Annotated in this window: 26 protein-coding genes; 2 read left to right on the forward strand and 24 right to left on the reverse strand. The window is 62.6% G+C overall.

Translation table 11 applies throughout. From position 1 onward, the window contains the following. Window position 1: 1 nt before the first annotated feature. The 10 genes from mads5 to ZRA01_RS04780 all read right to left on the reverse strand — a co-directional run bounded on the left by mads5 (window position 2) and on the right by ZRA01_RS04780 (window position 9620). On the reverse strand, window positions 2-1420 hold the full coding sequence (gene mads5, locus ZRA01_RS04735; protein WP_141349816.1) for a methylation-associated defense system restriction endonuclease subunit S MAD5: 1419 nt from the start codon (window positions 1418-1420) through the stop codon (window positions 2-4). Then, a complete protein-coding gene (mads4, locus tag ZRA01_RS04740) occupies window positions 1417-2073 on the reverse strand; it encodes a methylation-associated defense system protein MAD4 (protein ID WP_141349818.1) in 657 nt (218 codons plus the stop codon). Before mads4 ends, mads5 begins: the two co-directional genes overlap by 4 nt. Continuing rightward, a complete protein-coding gene (mads3, locus tag ZRA01_RS04745; RefSeq protein ID WP_141349820.1) occupies window positions 2070-3443 on the reverse strand; it encodes a methylation-associated defense system AAA family ATPase MAD3 in 1374 nt (457 codons plus the stop codon). The genes mads4 and mads3 overlap by 4 nt, the downstream gene beginning before the upstream one ends. Beyond that, the gene (mads2, locus tag ZRA01_RS04750) at window positions 3440-5482 is read right to left on the reverse strand and encodes a methylation-associated defense system DNA methyltransferase MAD2 (protein WP_218028651.1); all 2043 of its coding nucleotides are present in this window, start codon (window positions 5480-5482) and stop codon (window positions 3440-3442) included. The genes mads3 and mads2 overlap by 4 nt, the downstream gene beginning before the upstream one ends. Then, window positions 5475-5690: a methylation-associated defense system helix-turn-helix domain-containing protein MAD1 gene (gene mads1 / locus ZRA01_RS04755; RefSeq protein WP_103524192.1), complete on the reverse strand. Its 216-nt coding sequence runs from the start codon at window positions 5688-5690 to the stop codon at window positions 5475-5477. The genes mads2 and mads1 overlap by 8 nt, the downstream gene beginning before the upstream one ends. Before the next feature lie 102 nt (window positions 5691-5792). Continuing rightward, window positions 5793-6659, reverse strand: a complete 867-nt coding sequence (locus tag ZRA01_RS04760) for a plasmid recombination protein (RefSeq protein ID WP_141349822.1) — start codon at window positions 6657-6659, stop codon at window positions 5793-5795. A gap of 231 nt (window positions 6660-6890) precedes the next feature. Next, complete coding sequence (locus ZRA01_RS04765; protein ID WP_141349824.1) at window positions 6891-7289, reverse strand: hypothetical protein; 399 nt, start codon at window positions 7287-7289, stop codon at window positions 6891-6893. Continuing rightward, window positions 7286-8197, reverse strand: coding sequence for a hypothetical protein (locus ZRA01_RS04770; protein WP_141349826.1), 912 nt, complete (start codon window positions 8195-8197; stop codon window positions 7286-7288). Before ZRA01_RS04770 ends, ZRA01_RS04765 begins: the two co-directional genes overlap by 4 nt. Window positions 8198-8221: 24 nt before the next feature. After that, a complete protein-coding gene (locus ZRA01_RS04775; RefSeq protein WP_103524196.1) occupies window positions 8222-8428 on the reverse strand; it encodes a helix-turn-helix transcriptional regulator in 207 nt (68 codons plus the stop codon). A 469-nt stretch (window positions 8429-8897) separates the two neighbouring features. Next, window positions 8898-9620: a hypothetical protein gene (locus tag ZRA01_RS04780; protein ID WP_141349828.1), complete on the reverse strand. Its 723-nt coding sequence runs from the start codon at window positions 9618-9620 to the stop codon at window positions 8898-8900. 117 nt (window positions 9621-9737) lie between these two features. Between ZRA01_RS04780 and ZRA01_RS04785 the strand changes: the two genes are divergently transcribed. Next, the gene (locus ZRA01_RS04785; protein WP_218028652.1) at window positions 9738-11315 is read left to right on the forward strand and encodes an AAA family ATPase; all 1578 of its coding nucleotides are present in this window, start codon (window positions 9738-9740) and stop codon (window positions 11313-11315) included. A 53-nt stretch (window positions 11316-11368) separates the two neighbouring features. Here ZRA01_RS04785 and ZRA01_RS04790 read toward each other — a convergent pair whose 3' ends face one another. Both ZRA01_RS04790 and ZRA01_RS04795 read right to left on the reverse strand, forming a co-directional pair. Beyond that, window positions 11369-11836, reverse strand: a complete 468-nt coding sequence (locus tag ZRA01_RS04790) for a hypothetical protein (protein WP_141349830.1) — start codon at window positions 11834-11836, stop codon at window positions 11369-11371. Window positions 11837-11838: 2 nt separating this feature from the next. Next, on the reverse strand, window positions 11839-12951 hold the full coding sequence (locus ZRA01_RS04795) for a hypothetical protein (protein ID WP_218028653.1): 1113 nt from the start codon (window positions 12949-12951) through the stop codon (window positions 11839-11841). 108 nt (window positions 12952-13059) lie between these two features. Here ZRA01_RS04795 and ZRA01_RS04800 point away from each other — a divergent pair, with 108 nt between their 5' ends. Next, window positions 13060-13290 carry a helix-turn-helix domain-containing protein gene (locus ZRA01_RS04800; RefSeq protein ID WP_103524200.1) on the forward strand — a complete coding sequence of 77 codons (231 nt, stop codon included), beginning with the start codon at window positions 13060-13062 and terminating at the stop codon, window positions 13288-13290. A 355-nt stretch (window positions 13291-13645) separates the two neighbouring features. Here ZRA01_RS04800 and ZRA01_RS04805 read toward each other — a convergent pair whose 3' ends face one another. From ZRA01_RS04805 to hisF, 12 genes are all read right to left on the reverse strand, one after another. Continuing rightward, on the reverse strand, window positions 13646-15355 hold the full coding sequence (locus tag ZRA01_RS04805) for an ABC transporter ATP-binding protein/permease (protein ID WP_141349832.1): 1710 nt from the start codon (window positions 15353-15355) through the stop codon (window positions 13646-13648). A 99-nt stretch (window positions 15356-15454) separates the two neighbouring features. Next, the gene (locus tag ZRA01_RS04810; RefSeq protein ID WP_141349834.1) at window positions 15455-17911 is read right to left on the reverse strand and encodes an ATP-binding protein; all 2457 of its coding nucleotides are present in this window, start codon (window positions 17909-17911) and stop codon (window positions 15455-15457) included. Further along, window positions 17908-18924: a TRAP transporter substrate-binding protein DctP gene (dctP, locus tag ZRA01_RS04815; protein WP_170182908.1), complete on the reverse strand. Its 1017-nt coding sequence runs from the start codon at window positions 18922-18924 to the stop codon at window positions 17908-17910. Before dctP ends, ZRA01_RS04810 begins: the two co-directional genes overlap by 4 nt. Window position 18925: 1 nt before the next feature. Continuing rightward, complete coding sequence (locus ZRA01_RS04820) at window positions 18926-19714, reverse strand: transporter substrate-binding domain-containing protein (protein ID WP_141349838.1); 789 nt, start codon at window positions 19712-19714, stop codon at window positions 18926-18928. Between the two features lies 1 nt (window position 19715). Further along, window positions 19716-20540 (reverse strand): transporter substrate-binding domain-containing protein, encoded by an 825-nt coding sequence (locus tag ZRA01_RS04825; protein WP_141349839.1) that lies wholly within the window; start codon window positions 20538-20540, stop codon window positions 19716-19718. Window positions 20541-20872: 332 nt separating this feature from the next. Next, the gene (gene tatC / locus ZRA01_RS04830; protein ID WP_141349841.1) at window positions 20873-21616 is read right to left on the reverse strand and encodes a twin-arginine translocase subunit TatC; all 744 of its coding nucleotides are present in this window, start codon (window positions 21614-21616) and stop codon (window positions 20873-20875) included. Then, entirely contained in the window at window positions 21613-22146 is a 534-nt protein-coding gene (gene tatB, locus ZRA01_RS20940; protein ID WP_246093282.1) for a Sec-independent protein translocase protein TatB, read from the reverse strand. Before tatB ends, tatC begins: the two co-directional genes overlap by 4 nt. 104 nt (window positions 22147-22250) lie before the next feature. Then, a complete protein-coding gene (tatA, locus tag ZRA01_RS04840) occupies window positions 22251-22469 on the reverse strand; it encodes a Sec-independent protein translocase subunit TatA (RefSeq protein ID WP_141349842.1) in 219 nt (72 codons plus the stop codon). A gap of 16 nt (window positions 22470-22485) precedes the next feature. Continuing rightward, window positions 22486-22833 carry a histidine triad nucleotide-binding protein gene (locus ZRA01_RS04845; protein ID WP_141349844.1) on the reverse strand — a complete coding sequence of 116 codons (348 nt, stop codon included), beginning with the start codon at window positions 22831-22833 and terminating at the stop codon, window positions 22486-22488. Between the two features lie 15 nt (window positions 22834-22848). Continuing rightward, complete coding sequence (locus tag ZRA01_RS04850) at window positions 22849-23175, reverse strand: phosphoribosyl-ATP diphosphatase (RefSeq protein WP_141349845.1); 327 nt, start codon at window positions 23173-23175, stop codon at window positions 22849-22851. Next, window positions 23172-23561, reverse strand: a complete 390-nt coding sequence (hisI, locus tag ZRA01_RS04855) for a phosphoribosyl-AMP cyclohydrolase (RefSeq protein WP_141349847.1) — start codon at window positions 23559-23561, stop codon at window positions 23172-23174. Before hisI ends, ZRA01_RS04850 begins: the two co-directional genes overlap by 4 nt. Continuing rightward, a complete protein-coding gene (gene hisF, locus ZRA01_RS04860; protein WP_141349849.1) occupies window positions 23558-24316 on the reverse strand; it encodes an imidazole glycerol phosphate synthase subunit HisF in 759 nt (252 codons plus the stop codon). Before hisF ends, hisI begins: the two co-directional genes overlap by 4 nt. Window positions 24317-24319: the final 3 nt, after the last annotated feature.

Raw genomic sequence — 24319 nt, forward strand, 5'->3', positions numbered from 1 at the left:
CTCACTTCTCTCCTAGAACTCTTGCTTCCAACATGTCTCGCGCTTCGCGCTCCCAAACGCAAGCTTGATCTCTCAATTCCCGTGCGCGAATCGCAGGGGCGCCGATATATTCCCGGTCTGTGCGCGAAGGCCAAGGCACTTGAATTCGCTTGACGCGTTGCTCATCGGTGTGAGGAATGCTGGACCCAGCTGCTTCTCGCGAAAGCAATCTAACTCCATGCTCGCTAGACAGGAGTGTGAACAGATAGCCAACGTCGCTGTCGTCTTCAGGGACGATCCGAATCATGTTGTTGCTGCAGGAGAACCCGTCGAGATAGCTGCCGACCATCACCGAGCGTCCAATGAGGCCTCCCAGTTGACCGGCCTCCTGCACAACGATCATTCCTTTCCTGAGCAGCAGGCCGTACTCAGCGGCCACGCGCTTCATCAAGTACTTGTCTGAGGTAGGGGCCAGCTCGAACACGTCCCCTCCCGTGATGTAGGGACTGCCAAACTGAGGATCGGACGCATAAAGTCGCTTGAAGATACCTGGAATGAAGACCTCTGCAATCTCTCCCAGCTGGTGATTTTCGGTCGCACCGTCTAGTGCAATTCGTGACTCTGAATTCCTGGCACTGTAGTAATACGCGTCCCCTCGATCTTTAAAGACTTCGCTTGAAACCATTGCGACGTCTGGTTTTGGTAAAGAGGCAACGGGTGTTGGCTGCTTCAGCCCGAGTCTCTTGTACAGGCGATTTGCGGCTTCGCGGAGCGATTCCACCGCCTCCGCACGTGCGCGGGCAGCGGCATCTACTTTCGACGCAATTTCGTGTTCGGTCGGAATATCAAATCTTGGAACCGGCAGGTCGGCGATGTGTTCCGGCTCAATGTGCTGAATGATGGCGCCATATGTGCCAGAGACGACCAAAGGCACGCCGTAGCGGCTGGAGAGGAATGCGTGCAGATAACCCGGTTGAATAGCGTCAGGATCTGGGACGACCTTCAATACGTCCTGCGACGACCAGACGCCCGCCATATCTGGCCGCACATAGGACATCCGGCCGATCGTTCCGGAGCACGAAATCATCGTCATCCCTGGCCGCAGTCGAAGATAAGACAACCGTGAGGACTTCGCATCCTTCGCGCGCAGCAGTGAGAGCGTACTCAGGTCTGCGAGCAAGAGGGTGCCGCTGCTAATAAATGGCACACCGTGCTCAGGCGACTCAACATAATTGCGCTTGAACATCGGTCCGTTGTAGATGCCACCTGCGTATCCTTTAGTGAGGGTTCGCAAAGCGTCTTTGCGAACATTCAAACGCCGCAGAGCATCCCTGGCTTCTTGAGCGCCAGACATATAAGGGTTGCAATCGAGTCGTCGGCCGCCTTCGTCAAGCCAACCGGACCGGACAATGCGTGCATTCTTGAAGCTCGTGAAGGTCATACGGCGACCTCCAGGGGGAACCATGCAAGAAATGCTGCGTGCATCTCGGCAAAAGCCGTATCGGTACACCCCTTGATCGAGATGTGCTCAGCCAGCTTCTGGTAGATCGCAGAAGAGCGAGGTTGCCGGGTCTGCTTCAGCACCCATTCGGCGGCCTCCTTCGGCCGCGTTGGTTTGGCGGCGTTTGCAGGCCACCATCCGCTCTCCGCCAGATGCTGGCGCAGCGACTTGTCGCCTTTGTAGCGAAGCACGTCTGCCACCTGCGGCTTGTCCTGCCACAGCCAGTTCTCTAACTCGGGGTCGATGGCTATCACTTTGACCGCATCCTCAGCCCAGCCACTGGCCACCAGCTTGGCCGTGATGTGGGCAACGATGGCATCCTTACCAGGCGAGCCGTCCCATTCGCAATCCAACACCACGAGGGCGCGATGGTGGCTGTTCTGGTAAGGGCGCAACAACTCGTGGCCCTTGGTGTAGACGCCAGGGTCGTTGCCGCCTTCGTCCACCAGCAGGTCAGCACCGACATCAGTGTTGATCTCGAAGGGCGAGCAACCGAGACTCAGGTGCCAAGCCTCGCGCTTGAAGTAGCCACGGAAGGTGGCCGCCATATTGCTGTCGGCCACCAGGATGACGCACGGTCGCTTGTTTATCATCCCAGCACCCCCGCTGCGAACAGGCTGCCAAGATCGATGCCACCTCGCCACTCTTGCAGGCGAGGATGATCCGTCCCGGCGACCATCTCCACACCACCCTCGCTGGCCAGTCGTGCACACAGCAATTGATCCAGCTTGGCGCGCGCTAGCACGACCGGCGAATGTGATGACACCCAGACTTGGCTGTCGTACATGGACGAGAGCGATTGCAAGACCGCTTCGATGGCACGGGGATGGATACCGTTTTCTGGCTCCTCGGTCACCAAGATGGCCGGCTGCTTGCTGAGGTAGGGCAGCAGCGTCAGTGTGAGGATGCGCAGGGTGCCATCCGACAAGCCGGGTGACGGCACTTTGAAGTCGCCCTTGTAGCTGACCACGAAGTAGGCGTGGTGGTCGTCCTCACGTTCACGTACTTCGATGTCAACGACCTGCGGCAACGCGGTTTGCACGTGGGCAATCCAGTCGGCATAGCGCTCGCTGCGGTAGTTGGCAGGAGCACCCTCAGGAGCCCCCTCCCGCTTCAAGTCCAGCGCGAGCCATGGCACGTTTCGACCGTCCGCTGTGATCGCTTTGGGCTGACCTGGTGGGCAGGCAAACCGCATTTCCTCCCAGTCAGGATTGAGAAACACCGTTTCTGTAGTCAGTAGACTATGCAACCAACGTGACGCGGGATACTCATGCTCCGACTCAAAGAGCATCCGCGGCATTGCAAGCAAGGTATTGCCAATGCCGACTTTTGTGGAACGAGTTCGAGCTCCTGGTGGCGGAACTTCTGGCGTAAATTCAGCCGTTTGGCCAAATTCGCGCTGCAAGATCATTCGCCAGCCCTTGCCCTTCCGTTCGCCCACGCGAACGCCCTGATACCCAGGCTCCTCACGATTCGGTTTGAAGGCCTCCGGGAAGACGAAGAGGAACTCCTGAACCACATGCAGATCTCGATCTTCAGAGACTCTGAGCCCTAGCTCATATCGGATATGTGAAGGCCAGCGCTTTTTGTCGATGTCCAACGCGGATTGAGTTTTTTGCCGTTGAGCCTTACTCAATCGTTGAAACATACCTTCGACGAGTTTTGACTGGACCTCTTCTGGCAATCTCGCCTCGATGGCGAAAGAAAAGTCATCCCCCCGACCAGCAAACACGAGTTCTCTAAGACTACTGGCGCGAGCTTTGCCTTCCGACGACTTGCGACGACGCGGGACGAATGCATCGATTACATATTTAGCGTCCAGGAGGTCGCCGAATAGCCCCGGCAAATCGAGTAGCGTGCTCTTGCCAGAGCCGTTAGCCCCGACGAGCACACGAAAATCGCCAACATCGATGCCAAGGTGTTCAAAGCAGCGATAGCGTGTGGCTTCAAGTCGCGTGATCATTTGCTTGGCTCCGGATGTTGGGCGCGGAACTCGGCATACGCCTTGGCAATTTCGGGCAGGTCGTCGTCGAGGATGCGCTCCTTGCGGTGGAGCGTGCGCACTTGCAGGCCACCGCCGATGCGGACCTTCTCTTCGTGGCTGACATCCACCAGGATTTCTTCTCCGTCAGGGTGGCGCTTGTAGAGCGTGTTGCCACGGCGGTCGAAGCCCACCTTCTCGGCGACCGCCATGAAGACGGGATAGTCCTTCTTCTGGCCCAGGTCTTCTGCCTTGATCACCTCTTCGGGCTTGCGCTTCAGGAATAGCAAGCTAGTCAAGATGTTGACGTTGGCCTCGACAATGAAAGATTCCACCGGCAGGTCGATGCTAGCCAGCACCCAGCAGTGGCGAAGAATCCAGTAACGGATGTACTCATCGCCAGGGTTGCCCAGGATGCCGTCAGGCAAGACGATGCCCGCACGCCCCCCCGGCTTGAGCCACTTGACGCAACGCTCGATGAACAGTACCTCTGGCGACACAGCAGGCTTAATGGCGTTGGTCATCACGAAGCCATCGCCTTGCCGCTCCCAGCGGCGGGCCAGCTCGTACTGCTCCAAGATGGTCTTTTCGGTGACCGGAATGTCCGAGCCAAACGGCGGGTTGGTCATCAAGACATCGATGGTGCCAAGCGGGATGGCTGCCTTCGCAGCAGGCACACCAGGCAGGTGGCCTGCCGGGAACTCCAGCGAGTTCATGTGATAGAGGTGGCCGAGCGAATTGCCAGCCATCATCACGTTCATCTGTGCCGCGCGAACCAGGAAGGGGTCGAAGTCGGCGCCGAACAGGTTGTTGGCCGCGAAGTGGGCCAACCGGTCTCGAATGGAGACGAACTCTTCCGTATTCTCGTCGCCTGCCTTAATGCGCTTCTCTTCGTGGAAGACCTTGTTCAGGTAGTTCAAGGTCTCGACCAGGAAGCCACCCGTACCGCAGGACGAATCGAGCACGCGCTCATGCTCTTTGGGTGCCAACATCTTGACCACAAGACTGATGGCGCCACGCGGGGTGAAGTATTGGCCGCGATCTCCACGCAGGTTGGTGCCAACGATTTCTTGGTAGGCCGTGCCCTTGGCGTCCACATCGGTGCGACCAAAGTCGTAGCGGGCCAGTTCGGAGACGATGAATGCCAGTGCGCGGTCGGACAGGGTGATCTCTTCGTTGCCCTTGAACAGGCCGTCGTACTTCTTCTTCACCGCCTCAAAAAGCGGCTTGATGCGCAGGCGGATTTGCTCTCGGCCAGCAGCTTCAAACGGCTCGAACGGCCCTACCCAGAAGCGACGCGCATCGTTGGGCTGCTGCTCGTCATACATCTTGCAGAAGATGAGGTACAGGAACTGCCAGAAGGCCGCATCCTTGGGCATGCCTTCATTGCCGTGGATGTAGTTGTGGCAGCGGCGGAACGCTGTGCGCAGCATGACCGGATCGGCACGGCGCAGGCGCCCCATGGAGCGGCCTTCCACACTGAAGGTGTCGTCACCCAGGGGCCAGTCGCCGATGGGCTTGAACTTGGTGTCGAAGCGGGTGACTTCTTTCTTGAAGAAGAAGAACTCCAGTCCGTTGGTCCACAGGCCGTAGTCGCAGCTTTCGACTTCGGCCATCACGGTTTCCAGCACCTCGAACTCTTTGCGCGCCTCTTCCGGATCACGCATGCGATAGGCACCTTTGGTGCCGAGCTTGGGCTCTTTCTCCACCACCACTGCGCGGTAGAGGTTGTCCACCGTGTGTGCTTGGCCAGGCTTGAAGATGGCGATGTCGAGCTTGCGGTTCTTACCCAGCACCTTGACCTTGAAGTCAGGCTCCATGTCTTCGGCAGCAATGCCGTACTCATGGATGATGGCGCGGGCGATGCGCTGGCGGACTTGCTCTTTGTCGCTGTCCTTCACCGGGTTGCCGGTGATGTAGTCAAAGACCTTGCCCTCTTCGAGCGCTCTCTCGGGCGCTTGGGCTTCTTGATCAAGGTCGCTCATGTCGTTGTTGTCCTGTGCGGAGCGCTGCTTAGGCATTGCGGGGCTCCTTGTCGTCAAAGTCATCACTGCTGGCAGCGGCACCGCCCTCACGCACCCAGGCGTCCACGTCTTCTTTCTTGAACTTCCAGAAGCGCCCAACCTTGTGCCCCGGCATGCCTTTGGAGGTCACCCAGGTGTAGATGGTGTCTTTGGCTACGCCGAGGTAGTCGGCGATTTCATCGACAGAGAGCCAGCGGTCGTCCATATCTGCATCCAAACAAAAATGCGCCGCCAAAGCGGCGGCAACTGAACACAGTCTACGCCACTTTCAGCCAGTTAAATAGGGTTTGAACCTGTTTTGATCGGGTTAGGCCTTGTCAGGATCGTTCGAGTCGGACACGGGCGGCTTCAATCCCAACCTGGCTTCAAGTGCCAGAACGCGAGCCTCCCGCGCTTCCAACTCCTTGATCAACAACTGCGCTTCAAGCATCGTCTTGTGCGCGAATGAGCGAAGCTGACGGTCACGCTCACCCGTCCCACGCGTGATCTCACGCGCACGCTGGAGCAACGAGGCCTGCGCCGGCAGCCCGAACTTCACCCGCGTCCACTGCGCACGACTCATGCGCTGTCGGCCCGGCCCCAAACGAGCGAGTCCAGACGGCCCGGCAACGTGCTCCCAGAATCGGTCCTGAAATGCGCGCATTGCCGTGTTGTAGGCAAGACGCTGTTCCTTGGGTGTTTGAGCGCCCTTTGCCGCACGGAAGCCGGGATGCAAGTCCTTGACGTTGCCACCGTCAGGATTGACGACATAGAAGTGGAGGTGCGGGTGCGCCTCATCGGTGTGCTCGACAACGGACCGAACGCGATCACCGAATTCCGTTTGCAGCCACTCCAAGGTGCTTTGCTTCCAGTAGCTGTACTCAATGCCTCCACGTGGATACGACGCCACGCCAGCCAGCAGGACGGACGCGTCCTTTCGCAAACGGCGACCAGCTGCGTCACGGCTGCGCGCATGGATGGCGCCAACTTCGGCTTCCAGCTCGGCGAGGCTGGGACCATGCAGCAGGTTGGGTGGCCTCGGCCTAGGCACATGCAAGCACGCTTGCGGCTCGCGGCTGGCCTCAGCAATCACGTCGCGCACAGCCCATTTACGGTCTGCTCCCCGCGAGGTTTTCTTCGGTGAATGCAGCGAATAGACAGCGATGTGAACAAACTGGATGCCGCCTGTGATCATGGGGCACCGTCGCTGAAAACATAGTGACCGACTATATTTATCGCCGCTATCGCAACGATAAATGTCGGCCAGGGGAAAATCCCCTGGACCCCGCCGCCCAATGTGCGAACAGTGTGTTGAGCCTGTGCGAACCAATGGGCGAAACTGTGTGAACAATTGGCCGATTTGATGCCAAACCTTGTGTTAACAGTGTGGCAAACATGTGGGGGCACTGTGGCGCATATTGTGTAATCAGTGTGTGAGTTGCCCACGACGCCTCCGCTGATTACCAAAAACTTGCACGAGCAGACCGTCATCCGCCAGGCCATTCAGCAATTCCGGCGCGGCCAAATGGACTGGAGTTGATGGGACTTGCCGCAGCCTGTCGATGACAGCATCGAATGAAAGTCGGGCCACATACTCGCGGAGCACGAAGCCAGTGTCCGTATATTCGATCAACGTGGCCTGATCGAGCGCAATGAGACAAAGCCGCATGCTTCGGTCGCCGCCGAGAGCTGGTTGCGGTATGCATTCAATATTGACCTTGCCCGTCGCCACGGTGCAGGTTTGCATCCATCCCCAGCCCGCCCATTTGTCATCCGCCACGACATCTCGCCAGGCGAATCGGTTTTCCAAGTTTTTGTTGTTCATGCTGTGCCTCGTGACATTGCCGGTGTCCGTGCCTTCTTTGCGAGTTCATCACGCATCTGCTGGAGCCTTTCTCTGGCGCGGGCCCTGTCCACCACTGGCCGATCCGTCACGATTGCTTGAGTTGGCTCGGCTGCGGCTTCCATAGCGCGTTGCCGCCTGATGATTTGGCGAAGGTCGCGTCGCAGCTCTGACCCAGCCGACAAGCTGAACTTGCCCTCGCGAGCCCTTCGCAGCAGGGAGGCAAGGAATTGGGGGACAGTCTTCCGAATGCTGTTTTGGCGCTTGCATTCGAGGACTTCTGCCAAGACATCCAGGGCTACGGAGGTGGAGAGACCCGTGCATTGATCCTGCGTCTTTTGGGGTTCGAGTGATAGCTTTTGGCACAACCACAACCAGCACTCTTCATCCGCCTCGTCCATGATCAAGGCCGGCGACTGGTCAGAGTCAGGTGGCGTGTCCTCTGGCCCGGTAGTGGTTGTTTTTGATGAATCCAATGTTTCTTTAAACCCAGTGTTTGTAGCCCCTTGATCGCCCTGGACTGGCTGATCCAGAACTGGCTCTTCCACACGTGGGTTTTCAAGGTGTGGAGCCCAGTCCACAATCGGCTCATCGCTGACAAACCATCTGGATTGAATGAATTGCCCCGATGCCGAACGGTCGCGGACGATTCGCATGTAGTTCAGGCTCTCAAGCTGCTTGATGGCTGTTCGCATGGCCGTCTCCCCCTCCTTGCGTACAGCGCACAGACCTTCGAGGCTGATGCGATAGCCTGGCGGGAGGGAGAGCAAGTGCACGATCACCCCCAGCGCTTTCAGACTGAGATGCTCGTTGCGGATCAGCGAGTTGGGAATCTGGGTGAAATTCCCCGCATGGCGACGCCGAACGATCAGCAACTGAGAGGCGTTCATGGGCGTCTCCACTGACCTTCATGATCAGCGGCCCACCCGTGCGGTAGCAGCTTGCTGGGCAATCCAGGCCTCGATTTCTTCAGCAAGAAATCCGATGGCCGCGTTGCGAGAGTTGCCCAGGCGGATCGGGCGCGGGAAGGTTGGGTCTGTTCTCGTCCTGCGCCAGATGGTGACGCGGTTCATGCCCAACTGGGTTTCCAGGTCGCTGTACCGGAGGATGCGGTTTTTCATTTGATTGCCCACCATTTCGTGTAATGACAGGCAATTCTTCGTTCTGCGTTGTCGGCGTGTCCAGAGGCTCAGATTTTGGCTATGTTCCGCGATTTACATGACAAATTCAGATAACTGATGCGATTGTCAAAAACGTGCAGCGGCATGTTTTTGACCATACGGAGAAACGCAAGCAATGCCGCCCCAATGAAACGGACAGTTCAACTTCGCATTGGGCGATTGACTTCCGCTCGGGCACGGACACGAAAGAGGTTTTTCGGAAATCACCGACCAACGGCCATTCACCGCCGAATGACGGATATGGAATCAGTTGTTTTCAATCAGAAGCTAGAAAACTGAATCGCCATCTTTTGAACTGAAAAATGTCTTTTATCAACAGCCACTTGCGCGATTCGCGGATCGCAAGGGGACAGATGACGGCGCGAGCGAAATAAATCATCGCTCGTTGCATTTTTGCAACAATTAATGCCTATTTCTGGCTATCCCGTGCTGCGGAGATCCATTGAGCAATCGCGCTGGGCTCAAACCCATCATGCAGTGCTGCGCGTAGTGCTTGCTCCAGTTTTTGCCAACCGACGGGAGAGCTGGTGTTGGATGAGGCGGTCGGCCAACTGCTATTACCAATCTGAAACAGCAGGCTGTCCAACAGTTCGTCGTCGTCCACATCATTTGCTGCTTGCTCAGCCAGCGTAAGCAATGCTTCACGCGTGGCTCTGACCGACTCGACCGGGACCGCAGCAAGAGGCTCAGCCAGCACGATCACACGGTGCGGCTGAATGAAATCGGCCAAGTCCTGCGCGGCCGCAAAGCCAGCGGTTAGCTCGATGCGGGCAAGTACATCGCCAATTTGCAGGAACCGGGTCTTGGTAAGGCCTGGCTGACCATCCTGGTAAAGCACAACAGCCTCAGAGCCGACGAGGGCGTTCAGCACCAGTCCCACGTCATCTAAGGCACCAGCGTCCCGCCATTGGTGGAGGATATCTGCGCGTAGGCTGCTCCCCTCCAGCCCTAGGTGATACATCAACGTCGCCACGCGCTTGGCAGAAATGACCTGCTCTTTGCCCCTCAGCCAAACGGAGAGGTTCGCCGGACGGATACCAGTGGCCATCCCCACAGAGCTCAGCGTATCGCCACGCAGTCGCATGAGTGCGGCTGCTATGGCACGCAGTTGTTCGGCCTGAAGTGTCGGCATACGGCACCTGCATTGTTCTAACAGTAAATCACTATAACAAGGCGGCCATCACCCAGCCAAGGCTTGGCATGCCCTGTTTGAGTCGTTATAGTAATTTATAGTTAAATGGAGAGTACCATGACCGACCTGCAACGGAAGTACCGCCCCATGCGACGCCGAGAGTACCAAGAGGCCGTCGAAGAGCTGAAGCGACTTCACCCTTGGCTGGAGAAGCAGGTGTTTCAGCCCGCCCCAGGCCATCTCGCCGTGGTCGCCGAGCTGATCACTCAATGCGAGCGGTTGATGCATCGCAGTGACTACCAGCGTCGTCCGCTGTTCTGTGTCACCGCAACCAGGGAAAAGCTGGCGGTCCGAGTCGAGGTCTCCGATGCCAGCATCCAGCGCGAGCGCGCCTTGCTCGATGTGGTGGAACAGGCTCGGCACGCCGCCCAGCAGTGCTGCCCTGTGTGTGGTGCTCCAGTTTTCGGTGGCGATGCCAATGCTCCCCAAGGTGCTCGGTGCGCTGCGCACGAGCAAGTGGTCGGACTGTTCGCAGAGGACATCCAGCGTTTCAAGAGAGCTGCGAAGGCCTTGGAGTTGGCGGATGCCGAGCGTGCGAGCAGCACTACTGATCGCGATGCACCCACTCGCACTGAAGCCGCCAAGAAAGACCTGCCCGACAGCCCCGTCCCCGCACGCGATAGCAGCACTTCGACTAACGACAAGCACGCACCGTTGATCGCCTTTCTGGACGCTTCCGGCCTCAAACAATTTGTTGACCGCCATCGCGCGAAGGCAGACGAAAAGTTCAAGCGTGCCCAGCAGATTGCGGAGCGCATCCGGGCGGCCGGCCATGAGCGGCGCACGCTCGGCATGCTGCCCGACGAGTGGGACGTGCTGATCGAAGAGTTCACACAAGCCTTCCCGAACTTCAGCGAGCTGGCTGAGGTGCTGCACGATCACTTTGCCCTCAATGCGATGGGCGATGGCCGCGTTGCCTGGTCGCCGCTACTGCTGGTCGGGCCTGCGAGCATCGGCAAAACAGGAGCGGCTCGCTGGCTGGCGGAAAGGCTGGCCTTGCCCTTCCGTGTGTTCGACATGGCAAGCGCCCAATCTGGTTCTCCACTGGCTGGGTCAGAAGCCTTCTGGAGTAATTCCGAGCCTGGCCTCCTGTTCGAACTGCTTGCCTACCAGCCAAAGGCCAACCCCGTCGTGGTCTTGGATGAACTGGACAAGACTGAGCAGGTGCGCCAGTACGACCCATTGGCGGCGCTATACACCCTTCTTGAGCCCCGCAGCGCACGGTCCTTCACGGACCTCTCTATTCGTGATTTCACCATCGATGCCAGCCACGTGAACTGGATCGCGACGGCAAACAGTGTGGATGGCATCCCGAGCCCATTGCTGTCGCGGCTCACGGTGCTGCATGTCCAAGCACCCACGCCCGATCAGATCGCACGAATCGCGCAGAACATCTATGGACGAATGCGTGCCGAAGCCAGCTGGGGTTCTGCCTTCGTACCCTCTCTCGACGGGGCCGTTCTGGAGAAGTTGAAGCACTTGCCGCCGCGAAGTCTGGGCCTGGCATTGCGACGGGCGCTTGGGCATGCCGCAAGGGATCTGCGCGATCACATCCGCCCCAAGGACCTACAGCTGGTTTCGGACGGTGGGAAACGTAGTATCGGTTTCACCGCTGGCTTGACTGTCCAGCGGTAGTCTATGCACCCGTTATCGTAATTACGGTAACTACGATAACGGGTGCGTACCGATCATGTCCTGCGATGTGCCTGCCCGCACGTATGGCAAAACCACGTGCTCTGCCACTGGCGTTTCGCGGCACTGTAGACCTTCGCCTGGGTACGCCAGCCCTTCATCAGCAGCCAGCCCAGCGCGATGAGTCCCAAGCCGACAGCCGCTTGCTTCCAGTTGTAGCGCAGGCCTGCCATGCCGACGTATACGCACTCACGCGCCAACAACGGGCACACCGTCATCGACATGTAGATGATGATGCCGCCAATCCCATATGCCCCGATGAAAGGTAGCGGTGACGGCGGTGCGGGCGGGGCGCAGTGCTGGGCCAACGCCGTGGACTGCGAGCCCTGGCTGCTACCTTGAACGAACTGCCCATCTGAAGTGACCGCCGTGTGCGTTGCGTAGAACTGCTGCGTGCCGCCTGCATGCACGACAGCCATCGGCTGAATGTGCGTGCTGCCGCAGCTCGGGCATTGCATCGCCATGGTCAGCCCTCCGAGCCTTCGGTGTTGACGGTGCAGGTCAGCGTGACTTCGCCGCCCTCCATGCCTGCCGACAACACACCGACCTTGGTCAAACGGCCATAGGTCTTACCGTCCTTGCCCAGCTTCAACGAGCCTGATTTCGCAAGCTGCTGGACCGTAAGACCGGGCAAGTAGCTGCGGTAGGTTTGCTCACCCCCGTCACGTGACACCGCAACTTTACGGACGCTGAACCCATAGACCTTGACGGGCTCGGTGAGCGTGACCGGCGTGACGCCTTGATCGGGATTCCATCCCGACTGCTTGAGCAGTGACTCAGCCAGTTCAAATCGTGGACCGATGGCCGTGCAGCTCAGCGCCTGTTCGAGCTGCGCCTTGGTCTTGGCGTCCACGGGCTGCGACGCTCCGTTGCTGGAGGCAGGAGGCACGGTTGGCTTGATGACCGCGTTGGCGTCATACCCTACCAACCAGAGATTGGTTGGTGCGCCCGGCTGCCAGCCGGTGTCTAGCACCAGTTGCTGGACAAACCCCTGAAAAGCGAGCTGCTGCCGCTCGCTGATCGGCTGCCGGTCTGGGATGGCCAGCATGGGCGGCTTGGGGCCAACAGTGCGGACATTGCCGCTGTGCTCGACCGCCATCTGCTGCATGAAGAGGTGCAGGTTCGCGGCGTTGTTGACCGCGTACCCCACCGACTGTCCCCAGCACACAGAGAAGGCGGGCACAGCTTCGGACTTGCTCTTGCTCCACCAGATGGTGGCCGTACCGATCCAGCAGTCACGGCGGGACCAGTCTGTGACCGTGACTGCCACGCGGGGGAAGTAGGTCTTGGGCGTTCCGTCGTAGGAGTGCTTGCTGAAGACGCCTGCCAGGGCTGTTGCACGGATGCCAGGAGCGCCGGGCGGCGCGCTTTGGTCTGGCTTTGCTTGATTGGCAACGACGGCTGGGCGAGTCTCGGTAGTAGGAGGCGGTGCCACGTTACCTTGGCTTACCTTCGACACGCCACCCAAGGAGAGGTGAACCTTGGTAGAACCGTCAGCCTGCGGCTGTGTCGTGACACAACCGGTCACGGTCATCACAACGGCCAGCCCGGCCAGCATCCGAAAGCAGAGTCCACTCATCCATCAGCTCCCTTTGATCCCAAGTTGAGCTGATTATGAAGACTATATTCGACATTGTCGAATATAGTCCGTGGATTCAAGGTCTCATGACGCCCATGCTCGGCGTTGATGGGACGAGACTACGAGCAAGTGCGTCAGGACTTGGCGCGCAACATGAAAGACTTCCGGGGCAAGCGTGGCTTGTCGCAGGAGGCGCTCGCCCTGAGCGCGGATGTGGATCGCACCTACGTGAGTCAGATCGAGCGCGCTGTGGGCAACCCGTCCCTGCTGGTCCTTTGCAAGCTGGGCGCGATCCTGGAGACCGACGTGCTTGATCTCTTGGCGGAGCAGACCAAGTGAACACGGGTGAGGCCACCCGAATGGGGATGTCCGCAAAAAATGTATACGGAAGTGACTACGGAATGAGCCAAACCGCGCTGAGACCCAGTAAAAATGGCACTTCCAAGGCCATCTTTCACTTTAACGTCTGAGCCTCCGGGAGCCCATCAGAGGGCTGTGCAAGCCCTCTCAAAAAACCGCAAAGCCTGGTGCCTGCGGTTTTTTTTATGTCCAGCCGTTTCCCTCCGGCACAGCGCTCCCGCGGTCTTCGCCGCCGCCAGGGCTTTCTTCGAATGCCGCCAAGCTTCCTGGCCGGCGAGCGAGGCTTTATCGCCCGCCGCGATGCGTCTTCACTGCCAAACAAGTCTTTCCTGGCTTATTGCCCGAAGTGATAACCCGCCGCCGGGTGCAGGCGCCAGCCGGTGTCGCCGGTGAGCTCCAGCACCTGGGTGTGGTAGCGGACCACCGCGGCCCGGTGGGCGATACTGATCAGCGTGGTGCCAGCCTCGAGCAGCAGGCCGTAAAGGGCGGCCTCGTTGGCGCTGTCGAGGGCGCTGGTGGCCTCGTCGAGGATGGCATAGCGGGGCTGGAACAGCAGCACCCGGGCAAAAGCCAGGCGCTGCTGCTCGCCGATCGAGAGCACCTTCTCCCAGTCCATCTCCACGTCGAGGCTGCCGAAACGCTCGGCCAGGTCCGGCAGATTCACCTGCTCCAGCACTCGCAGCAGGCGCGTATCGGGCACCGTGCCTGTCTTGTGCGGGTAGAGCAGCTGGCTGCGCAGGGTGCCGAACTGCATGTAGGGCTGCTGGGGCAGAAAGAGCATCTCGCTCGCCGGCGGGCGCAGGATGCTGCCGCTGCCCGCATACCACAGCCCGGCAATGGCCCGCAGCAGCGAACTCTTGCCGCAGCCGCTGTCACCGACGATCAGCAGGCTCTCGCCCGGCTTCACCATCACCGACAGGTTCTGCACCAGGATGCGTTCGTAGTTGGGAGTGTGCAGCGTGACGTTCTGCAGGGCCAGGTGGGGCGCCTCGGCCGACTGGATGGTGCTTCCCTTGCGCGGCTGCAGCTCGGCGGCGGGGCCCAGCACCCGCGCCAGGGTATCGAGCCGGTCGACCCCGGCGGTGAAGCGGGAGAGGCTCTCGAAATTCTCGACGATCAGAGAGATGGCGCTCAGCACCGCCGCAAAGGCCCCCGCCGCCTGCACCGCGCGGCCCACCTCCAGCTCGCCCGAGAGCACCTGGGAGGCGACGATGGCGCTGGGCAGCACGATGTTCATCAGGCTGTAGGCGTACTGGAAGAAGTTGAGCCCCAGCTGCTGGCGGATCAGCTGCTTGAAGTTCTTGAAGGCCGCGCTGAAGCGCCGCCGCACCTGGTGCAGCTCCTGGGCCTCGCCCCGGTAGAAGGCGATGGATTCGGCGTTGTCGCGCACCCGCAGGAGGCTGTAGCGGAAATCCGCCTCGCGCCGGATCTGCTGGAAATTGAGGCTCATCAGCCGCGAGCCGAAGAACACGATGGCGATCAGGGTGCCCGAAACAGCGTACACCACCAGCACATACACCAGCTCGTGGGAGATCGACCACAGCACGCGGCTGAAGGCGATCAGCTGCAGGAAGGAGCCGATGAAGATCAGCAGGAAATACAGGGAACGCGAGCAGAAGGTGCTGATGTCCTCGGCGATGCGCTGATCCGGGTTGTCGATGATGGCGCTGGCGTTGAGCTCGTAGTACTGGCGGTGGCTGAAATAGCTCTCGAGGAAGCGGTTGGTCAGCCAGCGCCGCCAGTGGATGCCCAGGGTGTCGCGGACATAGAAGTAGAACGCGAAGATCGGCACCGCCATCAGCAGCAACACCACGCAGAACTGGATCGAATCCCAGAAGCGCGTCTCGTCGCGGGCCGCCAGGGCCGAGGTGAATTCGCCGGTCTGCTCGTTGAGCATCACCGCGAAGCGGGTCTGGCCCAGCAGCAGGACGACCAGTAAGGCCAGCAAGCCCCACGCCCTCAGCCGCTCGTCGCCGCGCCAGTAGGGCGAGGCGATGGCCCAGAAGCGCTGCCATAGATGGTAGGCGAAGAGATTGATCTTCATGATCCTGAGCGGCACCCGGTGAAGGCCTGCGCTGGCTGGAACCACGGGGCGCCCCCGATGAGCGCCCCCGGCTTTTGTACTCCCGCGATCGGCGCGGGGTCAAGCGCGGCCGGGCGGCGGCAGGGCCTGGGTGACGCTCAGCACGCTGGCCAGGCCCTCGGGGGCATCCGGCGCACAGGCCGGGAAGCGCATCGTGAAACAGGTGCCGCCGGGCGTGCTGCTCACCTCGATGCTGCCCCCCAGCAGGCTGGTGACGATGTTGTAGACGATGTAGAGCCCCAGCCCGCTGCCGCCCTGCCCCATGCGGGTGGTGAAGAAGGGGTCGAACACCCGCCCCTGCACCTCCGGCGGAATGCCGCAGCCATTGTCGCGAATGCAGAGCTCGATCTCCCCGGTGCCCACCGGCTCGGCCAATATGAAGAGCTCACCGGCCTCATCCGGCCCGAAGGCATGGATGGCGGCGTTGGTGACGATGTTGGCGATGACCTGCTCCAGCGGCCCCGGGAAGCTGTCGAGTTCCAGCCCCTCGGGGATGTCCACCACGAGCACCAGCCTGCGCTTGCGCAGGCCTGGCATCAGGGTCGCGACGACTTCATCGACGGTCTTGCGCAAATCGAAGCGGCGCCGCTGGGCGCTGGTCTGGTCGACCGCTACCTGCTTGAAGTTGGCCAGCAGGCCCGCGGCCCGGTTGAGGTTGCGCTCGATGAGATCGAGCCCGTCGCTGGAGAGTTCGATGAAGGCGGTGAGCTCGGAGCGCCGCATGGCCCCTGTTTTAAACACATCCTGCAGCTCATGGACACGGTTGCGCAGGTGGGTGGCCGTGAGCAGGGTGTTACCCAGGGGCGTGTTGAGCTCGTGAGCCACGCCGGCAACCAGGTTGCCCAGGGAGGCGAGCTTCTCAGCCTGCACCAGGTGTTCTAGGGCATGGGCCAGGCGCTCGTTGGTCTGGCGCAGCTCGGTGGTGCGCTCGGCCACGCGCTGCTCGAGGGACTGGTTGAGCCGCCGGATCTCCGCCTCGACGGCCTTCTGCTTCGAGATGTCCTTGCCGGTGCCACGAAAGCCGCAGAAGCCACCGTCGTGCCCGAAAACCGGGTCGCCGCTGACCTGCAGATGGATGACGCCTCCGTCAGGCAGCTGGAGCTGAAACTGCAGGTCGCGGAACGGCTGATGGCTCTCGAAGGCGTTGCGCAGCCGGCTCCATTCCAGCGGCTCGCCCTTGACGCCCGGGTTGTCCCACGGGCACACGCCGAGCAGCATGACGTGCCAGGCGAGCAGTTCATTGGCCCTGAGGCCCGACAGCGCGGTGTAACGGAAGTCGGCGTCGACCTCCCAGAACACGTCGCTCGACATGTCCGACAGGGTGCGCAGGCGCGCCTCGCTCTCGCGCAGCGCCCGCTCGGCGAGGGCGCGCTGGCCGGCGCTCTGGCGGAACTCCCGGAGGGCACCGGCCAGCCGGCCCAGCTCGTTGTCACCCACGTCGGGAACCGGCTCGTCGAAGCGCCCGCGGGAGAAGGCCTCGACGGTGCGCAGCAGGGCCCGCAGGGGCTCGCGGATCGACGCCGCCACCAGCGCTCCGAGCAGCAAGGTGACGCCGATGACGACCGCGCCGATCATCACCGACAGCGCGTTGATCATGCTCAGGCGGGAGGTGTAGCGGGCACGCAGCTCGGCCTCGATGCCGGCATGGCGCTCGTCCAGCGACGACGCGACCCGGGCGATGTCGCGCTGGCTGGCCTCGATCTGCCGCTCCATCACCGCGGCGCGCCGGGCGTAGGCCCGCTGCAGGCTGCCCAGGCCGGAGATCATGCGGTGGGTGCGTTCGCCCAGGTCGCGCAGCACCGCCCGCTCGAACGCGTCGTGGGTGAGCTGCTCGATGAGGGGCGAGAGCTGCGCCACCCGCTCCAGCGAGGTGCGCGTGGCGAGGCTCACGTTAACCTCCCGCCGGGCGTAATAGGCGTTCATCTTCAGCAGCGCATCCACGAAGGCGTCGATCAGCGAGCGGGACGCCGGTCCGATCAGGGTCTGGCCCGTGTTCTCGGCGCTGCGGCTGAGCATCAGCGAGAGCAGGCGGGCCGACTGCTGCGCCGACTCGAGGAGCTCGCGGTGGTAGATGCGGTCGATCTCCAGGTTGATGCGCTTGAGCTCCTGATACCCCGCCACAAAGCTCTGCAGCGACTGGCGCAGCGAGGCCAGCTCATCGGCGTAATCGGCGCGGGTCTTGTCGGTGGTGTCGAGCTCGGCGAACAACAGCTCGGTGGCCCCATCGATCTGCCGCACCAGGGCCTCGTCGGGCACCGCCAGATACTGCTGGATCGCGGCCTGCAGGCGGGCCGTCTCGGTGTTGAAGTGCTGCAGCTGCCGCTGCTGGACGTTGAGCACCTCGATGGAGTCGAAGTAGGCATCCTTGAGCCCGCTGCTCAGCAGGTTGAGCGCCAGCAACATCGTCAGGCCGGCGACGCTGAGCAGCGACAGCAGGGTCAGGCGCCGCCCGAGGGAGGTGGCGCGCAACCAGGCGTCGATGCGGGCACGCAGGCGGGCGAGCTGCGGGGCGATCATCGGAGGGCGCGGATCCGGGCGATCAGCCGGCGCTGCTCGGGGCTGCCGACAAAGCGCGCGTAAAGCGGCCGCAGCGCCGCCTCGAAGCGGGCCCGCTCGGCCGGCGGGATGTCCACGAAGCTGACCCCGCCCAGGCGTAGCAGCGCCTCGACCCGCTCCTCGCGCTGCTGCCACATGTCGCGCATCATCGGCCTGGCCTCGCGGGCGGCCCGGCGCAGCATCGCCTGCTCGGCGCCCGACAGTGCATCCCAGCTGCGCCGCGACATGACCAGCACCTCTGGCGAGAAGGTGTGGTGGGTCAGCGTGAGCCACGGAGCATGGCGGTGATGCTCGGCGCTGGCGTAGGCCAGCAGATTGTTCTCCGCCGCATCGATCAGGTGCGTGGTGAGGGCGTTGCCGGTCTGGGAGAAAGGCAGCTTGATCGGCCGCGCGCCCCAAGCCTCGAAGACGGCCGAGGCCAGCGCCGACGGTGGCACGCGGATGCGCAGCCCCTTGAGGTCCTCCGGGCGCCTCACGGGATGACTGACCGTGCAGATCGAACGCCCCCCGGCCTCGAAGAAGGCCAGCGCCACCAGCCCCTTGCCATTCATCGCCCCCAGCAGCTCGGCGCCGATGGGGCCGTCGAGCACCCGGTTGAGGTGATCCACGTCGCGGAACAGGAAGGGCAGCGACAGAACCCGGACCAGCGGGAAGACCTCTTCCAGCGCCTGGGCGCTGACCCGGTTGAGATCCAGCTCGCCGCTGCGGGTCAGTTGCAGCAAGGTGGCCTCGTCCCCCAGCAGGGCCGCGGAATAAACCTGGATGGCCAGCTTGCCGCCGGACTGCCGGTGCAGGCTCTGGCCCATGGCGTGGACCGCCTGCACGGCCGGATAGTCGGCCTGCTGGACGTCGGCGGAGCGCAGCGTGCGCACGCCGTCGACGGTCTCGAGCGCGGCCAGCGGAGGCGCGACGAGCAGCAGCAGCGCCGACAGCAGCCGCCGGACACCACCGGGCCGCAGCGCCAGGCGCCCCATCTCAGTGCCCCACCACCGGGCTGCGCCCATGGTGCCGGAAGTGGATGGCCATCAGGGTCTGGTCGCGCAGGCGCGCCACGATCCAGCGGTTGATCCAGTCGCGCAGGGGTTTTTCGCCCTTCGGCATCGCCACCGCCAGATCGAACTCGGATTGCCTGAACTGCTCGACTAGGGGCCGCAAGGGCTGGCGGGCGTTGACCTCGGCCACCACGCTCTCGGTGGCCGACATGATCTCGAAATCGCCGGCCAGATAGGCGCTCACCAGCAGGTCATGGTCGGCATAGGCGAGCAGCTTGGCAGCCGGGACGTGCTGGTGCAGATGTTCGAGGTTCGAACTGCCCGCCAGCACCCCCACCCGACGCCCCTTGAGGTCGAGCAGCGACGACAGCTGCAGCGAGCGCGGCGCCGCGATGAGCACGCCGATGGTCGCATACGGCACCGAGAAGGCGATCAGCCGCTCCCGCTCGGGCGTGATCGACAGCGCCGAGATGACCAGGTCGGCGCGTCTGGCGAGCAAGACCGCGACCCGCTCGGAGTTGATGACCCGGACGATCTCGAGCCGGACGCCCAGATCACGGGCCAGGGCCCGGGCGATGTCCACGTCGGAGCCCTCGGCCCTCCCGTCGGGCCGATAAGCATTGTAGGGCGGCACCGAGCCCGCGATTGCGACGCGAAGCACTCCCCGCGCCCGCAGCTCGCCGAACAGGTCGGCACGCGCCAGCCCGGGTACGGCCAGCAGCAGCGCAAAGGGCACCGAGCGCAGCCAGGCCCGCCTCGAGACGCGCCCCATCTCAGCGCCCTCCCCGCGCAGGACGCAGCTCGGCGGGCAGGTCGCGCCCGTGGTGGCGGCGGTAGATCTCGTTGAGGCGGCCGTTCCGCAGCTGTTCGAAGACCCAGGCGTTGACCCAGGCACGCAGCGCCCGCTCCCGTCGGGGCATGGCGATGGCCACATCCATCTCCTGCTGGACGAACTTACCCTCGAACATCTTGTAGCCGGCCCGTTGGTTCACCGCGTCGAGCACGGCGTTCTGGGTCGAGAAGAGGTCGAGCCGGCCGGCTGCCGCCGCCTCGATCAGCATCATGTCGCTCTCGAAATCGACCCGCCGGGCCCGCGGTGCGAAGCGGGCCACCAGCGCCCCGCTGGCGGTATTGCGGGTCACCCCAATCTCCATGCCGGCAAGGTCGGTGTAGCCACTGACACTGAGCGCCGGGCGCCCGGCCAGCACCACGTAGAGCCGCGCATAGGGCATCGAGAAACCGACCACCTGCTCCCGCTCGGGGGTGATCGCCAGGCTCGAAACCACCAGGTCCACCGTGCCCGCCTCGAGCGCCGGGAGCCGCCCGGCGTTGGTGAGGCGCACGATCTCGAGCCGGACACCCAGGTCGCTCGCCAGCAGGCGCGCGGTATCCACGTCGGAACCCACGAGCTCCTGGCGGGCATCCAGATAACTGAAGAGGGGCACGCCCACCGCCACCCCCACCCGGAGCCCCCCGCGCTGGAGGACGTCAGCAAGCAGGTCGGCCCTGGCCGCCGGCACCGCCAGCAGCGCGACGACAACCCACAGGGACACCACCAGCCGGAGCGCCGGACCCGCACCACGCAGAAATGCGTACATCGACTCTCTCACGCGGAATAGTACGTCTGATTACGGACGCCATCCCCGATGCTTGAGGGCTTTTTTGATGAATGTATCGGCATGGCTCCAGGCAGCCGAAGACCAGGGCCGCCCGGATGGGCGACGTCCGTGGCAAAGGGCGCCAACCGGGCTTCGAGGCCCGCGCACGACCGCGTGCAGCAAGGGCCGCCCCTTCCCGGCAGACCCGCACACCCCGGTCCCGGATGCGACGAGGGCGCCACAAGGCGCCCTCCGGCCTGGCGCTGATCCGTGAAGAGGACCACGCGGGAGGCGGTGGATCGACCCACCGCCAGTCATTCCAGGACAAGCCTTCAGCTGCTTACCGCCTCATCAGCGCGCGTCTTGGTAACGAAGCGGGACAGGAATATCCCCAGCTCGTAGAGCAGGCACATGGGCACCGCCAGCATCAGCTGGGACACCACGTCCGGCGGCGTGACCACTGCGGCGATGACGAAGGCGCCGACGATCACGTAGGGCCGCGCCTCCTTGAGCTTGGCCACATCGACGATCCCCAGCTTGACCAGCACGATCACGATCACCGGCACCTCGAAGGTGATGCCGAAGGCCAGGAACATCGACATCACGAAGGCCAGGTATTGCTCGATGTCCGGCGCCGGGGTGATGCTCTTCGGCGCAAACTGGGCGATGAACTTGAACACCGTGCCGAACACGAAGAAATAACAGAAGGCCATGCCCGCCAAAAACAGCACCGTGCTGCCCACCACCAGCGGCAGACCCAGGCGCTTCTCGTGGGCGTAGAGGCCCGGCGCGATGAAGCACCAGGCCTGGTACAGCACGAAGGGCAGCGCGATCACGAAGGCCACCAGCAGCGTGACCTTCATGGGCACGAAGAACGGCGTGACGACGCCGGTGGCGATCATCTTGGTGCCTTCGGGCAGCGCACTCATCATCGGGTGCGCGAGGATGTCGTAGATGTCGCCGGCCCAGGGCATCAGGCACACGAAGATCGCGACCACCGCAACCACGGCCCGCAGCAGGCGGTCGCGCAGCTCGACCAAGTGAGAGATGAAACTGTCTTCCTGCGGCTCGCTCATGACTGGGTGCTCTTGCCGGCGCTGCCGGGCTCATTTGAATCGACGCCTGCCGACACCGGCGCAGCGGGCGCCACGGCGGGCGGAACATCGACGAAGACGGGCGGGCCGGCGTGCTGCTCGGCCTCGGCCAGCTGCTTGTCGAGGAGATCGGAGACGACGTCGTGGCTGTGCCCGGTGTCGACGAGCTCGGGGCTGGCCGGTGGCGTGGACTTGAGGGTGTTCTCGAGATCGCCGATCGCCGACGAGGCCGATTGCAGCGATGACGAGAGCCCGCTCTCGACGCCCGCCATCTCGCTCCTCACCGTGCCTTCGAAGGCCATCGCCGACTTGCGCGCTTCTTCCTGCAGCTTCTTCAGCTCGTCGAGCTGCATCTCGCGGTTGATGTCCGACTTCACGTCGGAGACGTAACGCTGCAGGCGGCCCAACAGGTGCCCGGTGGTGCGCGCAACCTTGGGCAGCCGCTCGGGGCCGAGCACCAGCAGCGCCACGATGCCGATGACCATGAGTTCAGAAAAACCGATGTCGAACATCTGATTCGCCTAATGTGAGGAAACGCCTGGGGCCGGCGGACGCCAGAAACAAAAAGAGGGGCGGCTCGATGCGCCCCTCTGCCGCGCGTGCTGCCGGGCCTGGATCAGGATTTGTTCTTTTCCCGGGCTTCCGCGTCGATGGTCTGCTTGCTGGCGGCGTCGCCGATCTTCTGGCTGTCGCCCTCGGCTTCTTTCATGCCGTCCTTGAAGCCCTTCACCGCGCCTCCGAGATCCTGGCCGATGTTGCGAAGCTTCTTGGTGCCGAAGACGAGCATCACGATCACCAAGACGATCAGCCAGTGCCAAATGCTGAAGGAACCCATTGAATTCTCCTAGTAACTACCGTTTGAGCATCGGCCCGACCGGATCCGGCCCACCGACGATGTGCATGTGCACATGCATGACTTCCTGCCCGCCGACGCGGCCAGTGTTGATGATGGACCGGAAGCCGTCGGTGCTGCCTTGATCGACAGCAATCCCGTTGGCGACCGCCAGCATCCGGCCGAGAACCGGGGTGTCTTCCGGCGCCGCATGGGCCAGCGAGGTGATGTGCCGCTTCGGGATCACCAGCACATGCACCGGCCGCTGGGGCTGGATGTCGCGGAAGGCCAGCACCTCGTCGTCTTCATAGACTTTTGCGGCAGGGATCTCGCCGCGGACGATGCGGCAGAACAGGCAATCATGCATTGTTGGATGCCTTCCTCAGCCGGCGGTTCGCGCTTTTTTCTCGTCGATGCCCGAGACGCCTTCGCGGCGGCGGAACTCGGCGAGCACGTCGTCCACCGACAGGCCGAAATGGGCCAGCAGCACCATGGTGTGGAACCACACGTCGGTGACTTCCCAGACCACGTGCAGCAGGTCCTTGTCCTTGGCCGCCATGATGGTCTCGGCGGCCTCCTCGGCGACCTTCTTGCAGATCGCGTCGGTGCCCTTGTGGAACAGGCTGGAGACGTAGGACGAATCCGGGCTGGCCTCCTTGCGCTCGGCAAGGGTGTTGGCGACGCGGTGCAGCACTTCGATGTCGATCATTTGTAAATCTCCTTCGGGTCTTTCAGAACCGGTTCGACGGCCTCCCAGCGCCCGTCGGCGAAGTGCTTCTGGAAGAAGCAGCTGCGCCGGCCGGTATGGCAGGCGATGCCGCCCACCTGCTCGATCTTGAGGAGGACCACGTCGTTGTCGCAATCAATGCGGATCTCGCGGATCTTCTGGGTGTGGCCGGACTCTTCGCCCTTGTGCCACAGCTTGCCGCGGGATCGGGAGAAATATACCGCCTCGCCTGTTTCAGCCGTTCGCGCCAGCGCGTCGCGGTTCATCCAGGCGAACATCAGCACGTCGCCGGTTTCGGCGTCCTGGGCGATGGCGGGGATCAGGCCGTCCTTGTCCCAGGTGAGTTCGTCGAGCCAGGCGGTGCTCACAGGCGCACCTCGATGCCGCGGGCGCGCATCAGCTCTTTTGCTTCGCGCACGGTGTGCTCGCCGAAGTGGAAGATGCTCGCCGCCAGCACCGCGTCAGCGCGGCCGAGGGTGACGCCGTCGGCCAGGTGGTCGAGGTTGCCGACCCCGCCGCTGGCGATCACCGGGATCGAGATCGCGTCGGACACCGCCCGGGTGAGGCCCAGATCGAAGCCGTTCTTGGTGCCGTCCCGGTCCATGCTGGTGAGCAGGATCTCGCCGGCCCCGAGGGACGCGACCTTCTGCGCCCACTCGATGGCGTCGAGGCCGGTGCGGTTGCGCCCGCCGTGGGTGAAGACTTCCCACTTGCCCGGGGCGACCTGCTTGGCGTCGATGGCGACGACGATGCACTGGCTGCCGACCTTGCCGGCGGCGTCGGCCACCAGCTGCGGGTTATTGACCGCGGCGGTGTTCATGCTGACCTTGTCGGCCCCGGCGTTGAGGAGGCGCCGCACATCGTCGACGCAGCGCACGCCGCCACCGACGGTGAGCGGAATGAAGACCTGCTCGGCCACCTGCTCGACCACGTGCAGGATGATGTTGCGGTCGTCGGAGCTGGCGGTGATGTCGAGAAAGGTGATCTCGTCGGCGCCCTGTTCGTCGTAGCGGCGGGCAACCTCGACCGGATCACCGGCATCCCGCAGTTCGACGAAATTGACGCCTTTGACGACCCGGCCGGCACTGACGTCGAGGCAGGGAATGATGCGCTTGGCGAGCATGAA

Origin of the sequence: Zoogloea ramigera, from assembly GCF_006539865.1 — a bacterium.
Classification (GTDB): domain Bacteria; phylum Pseudomonadota; class Gammaproteobacteria; order Burkholderiales; family Rhodocyclaceae; genus Zoogloea; species Zoogloea ramigera.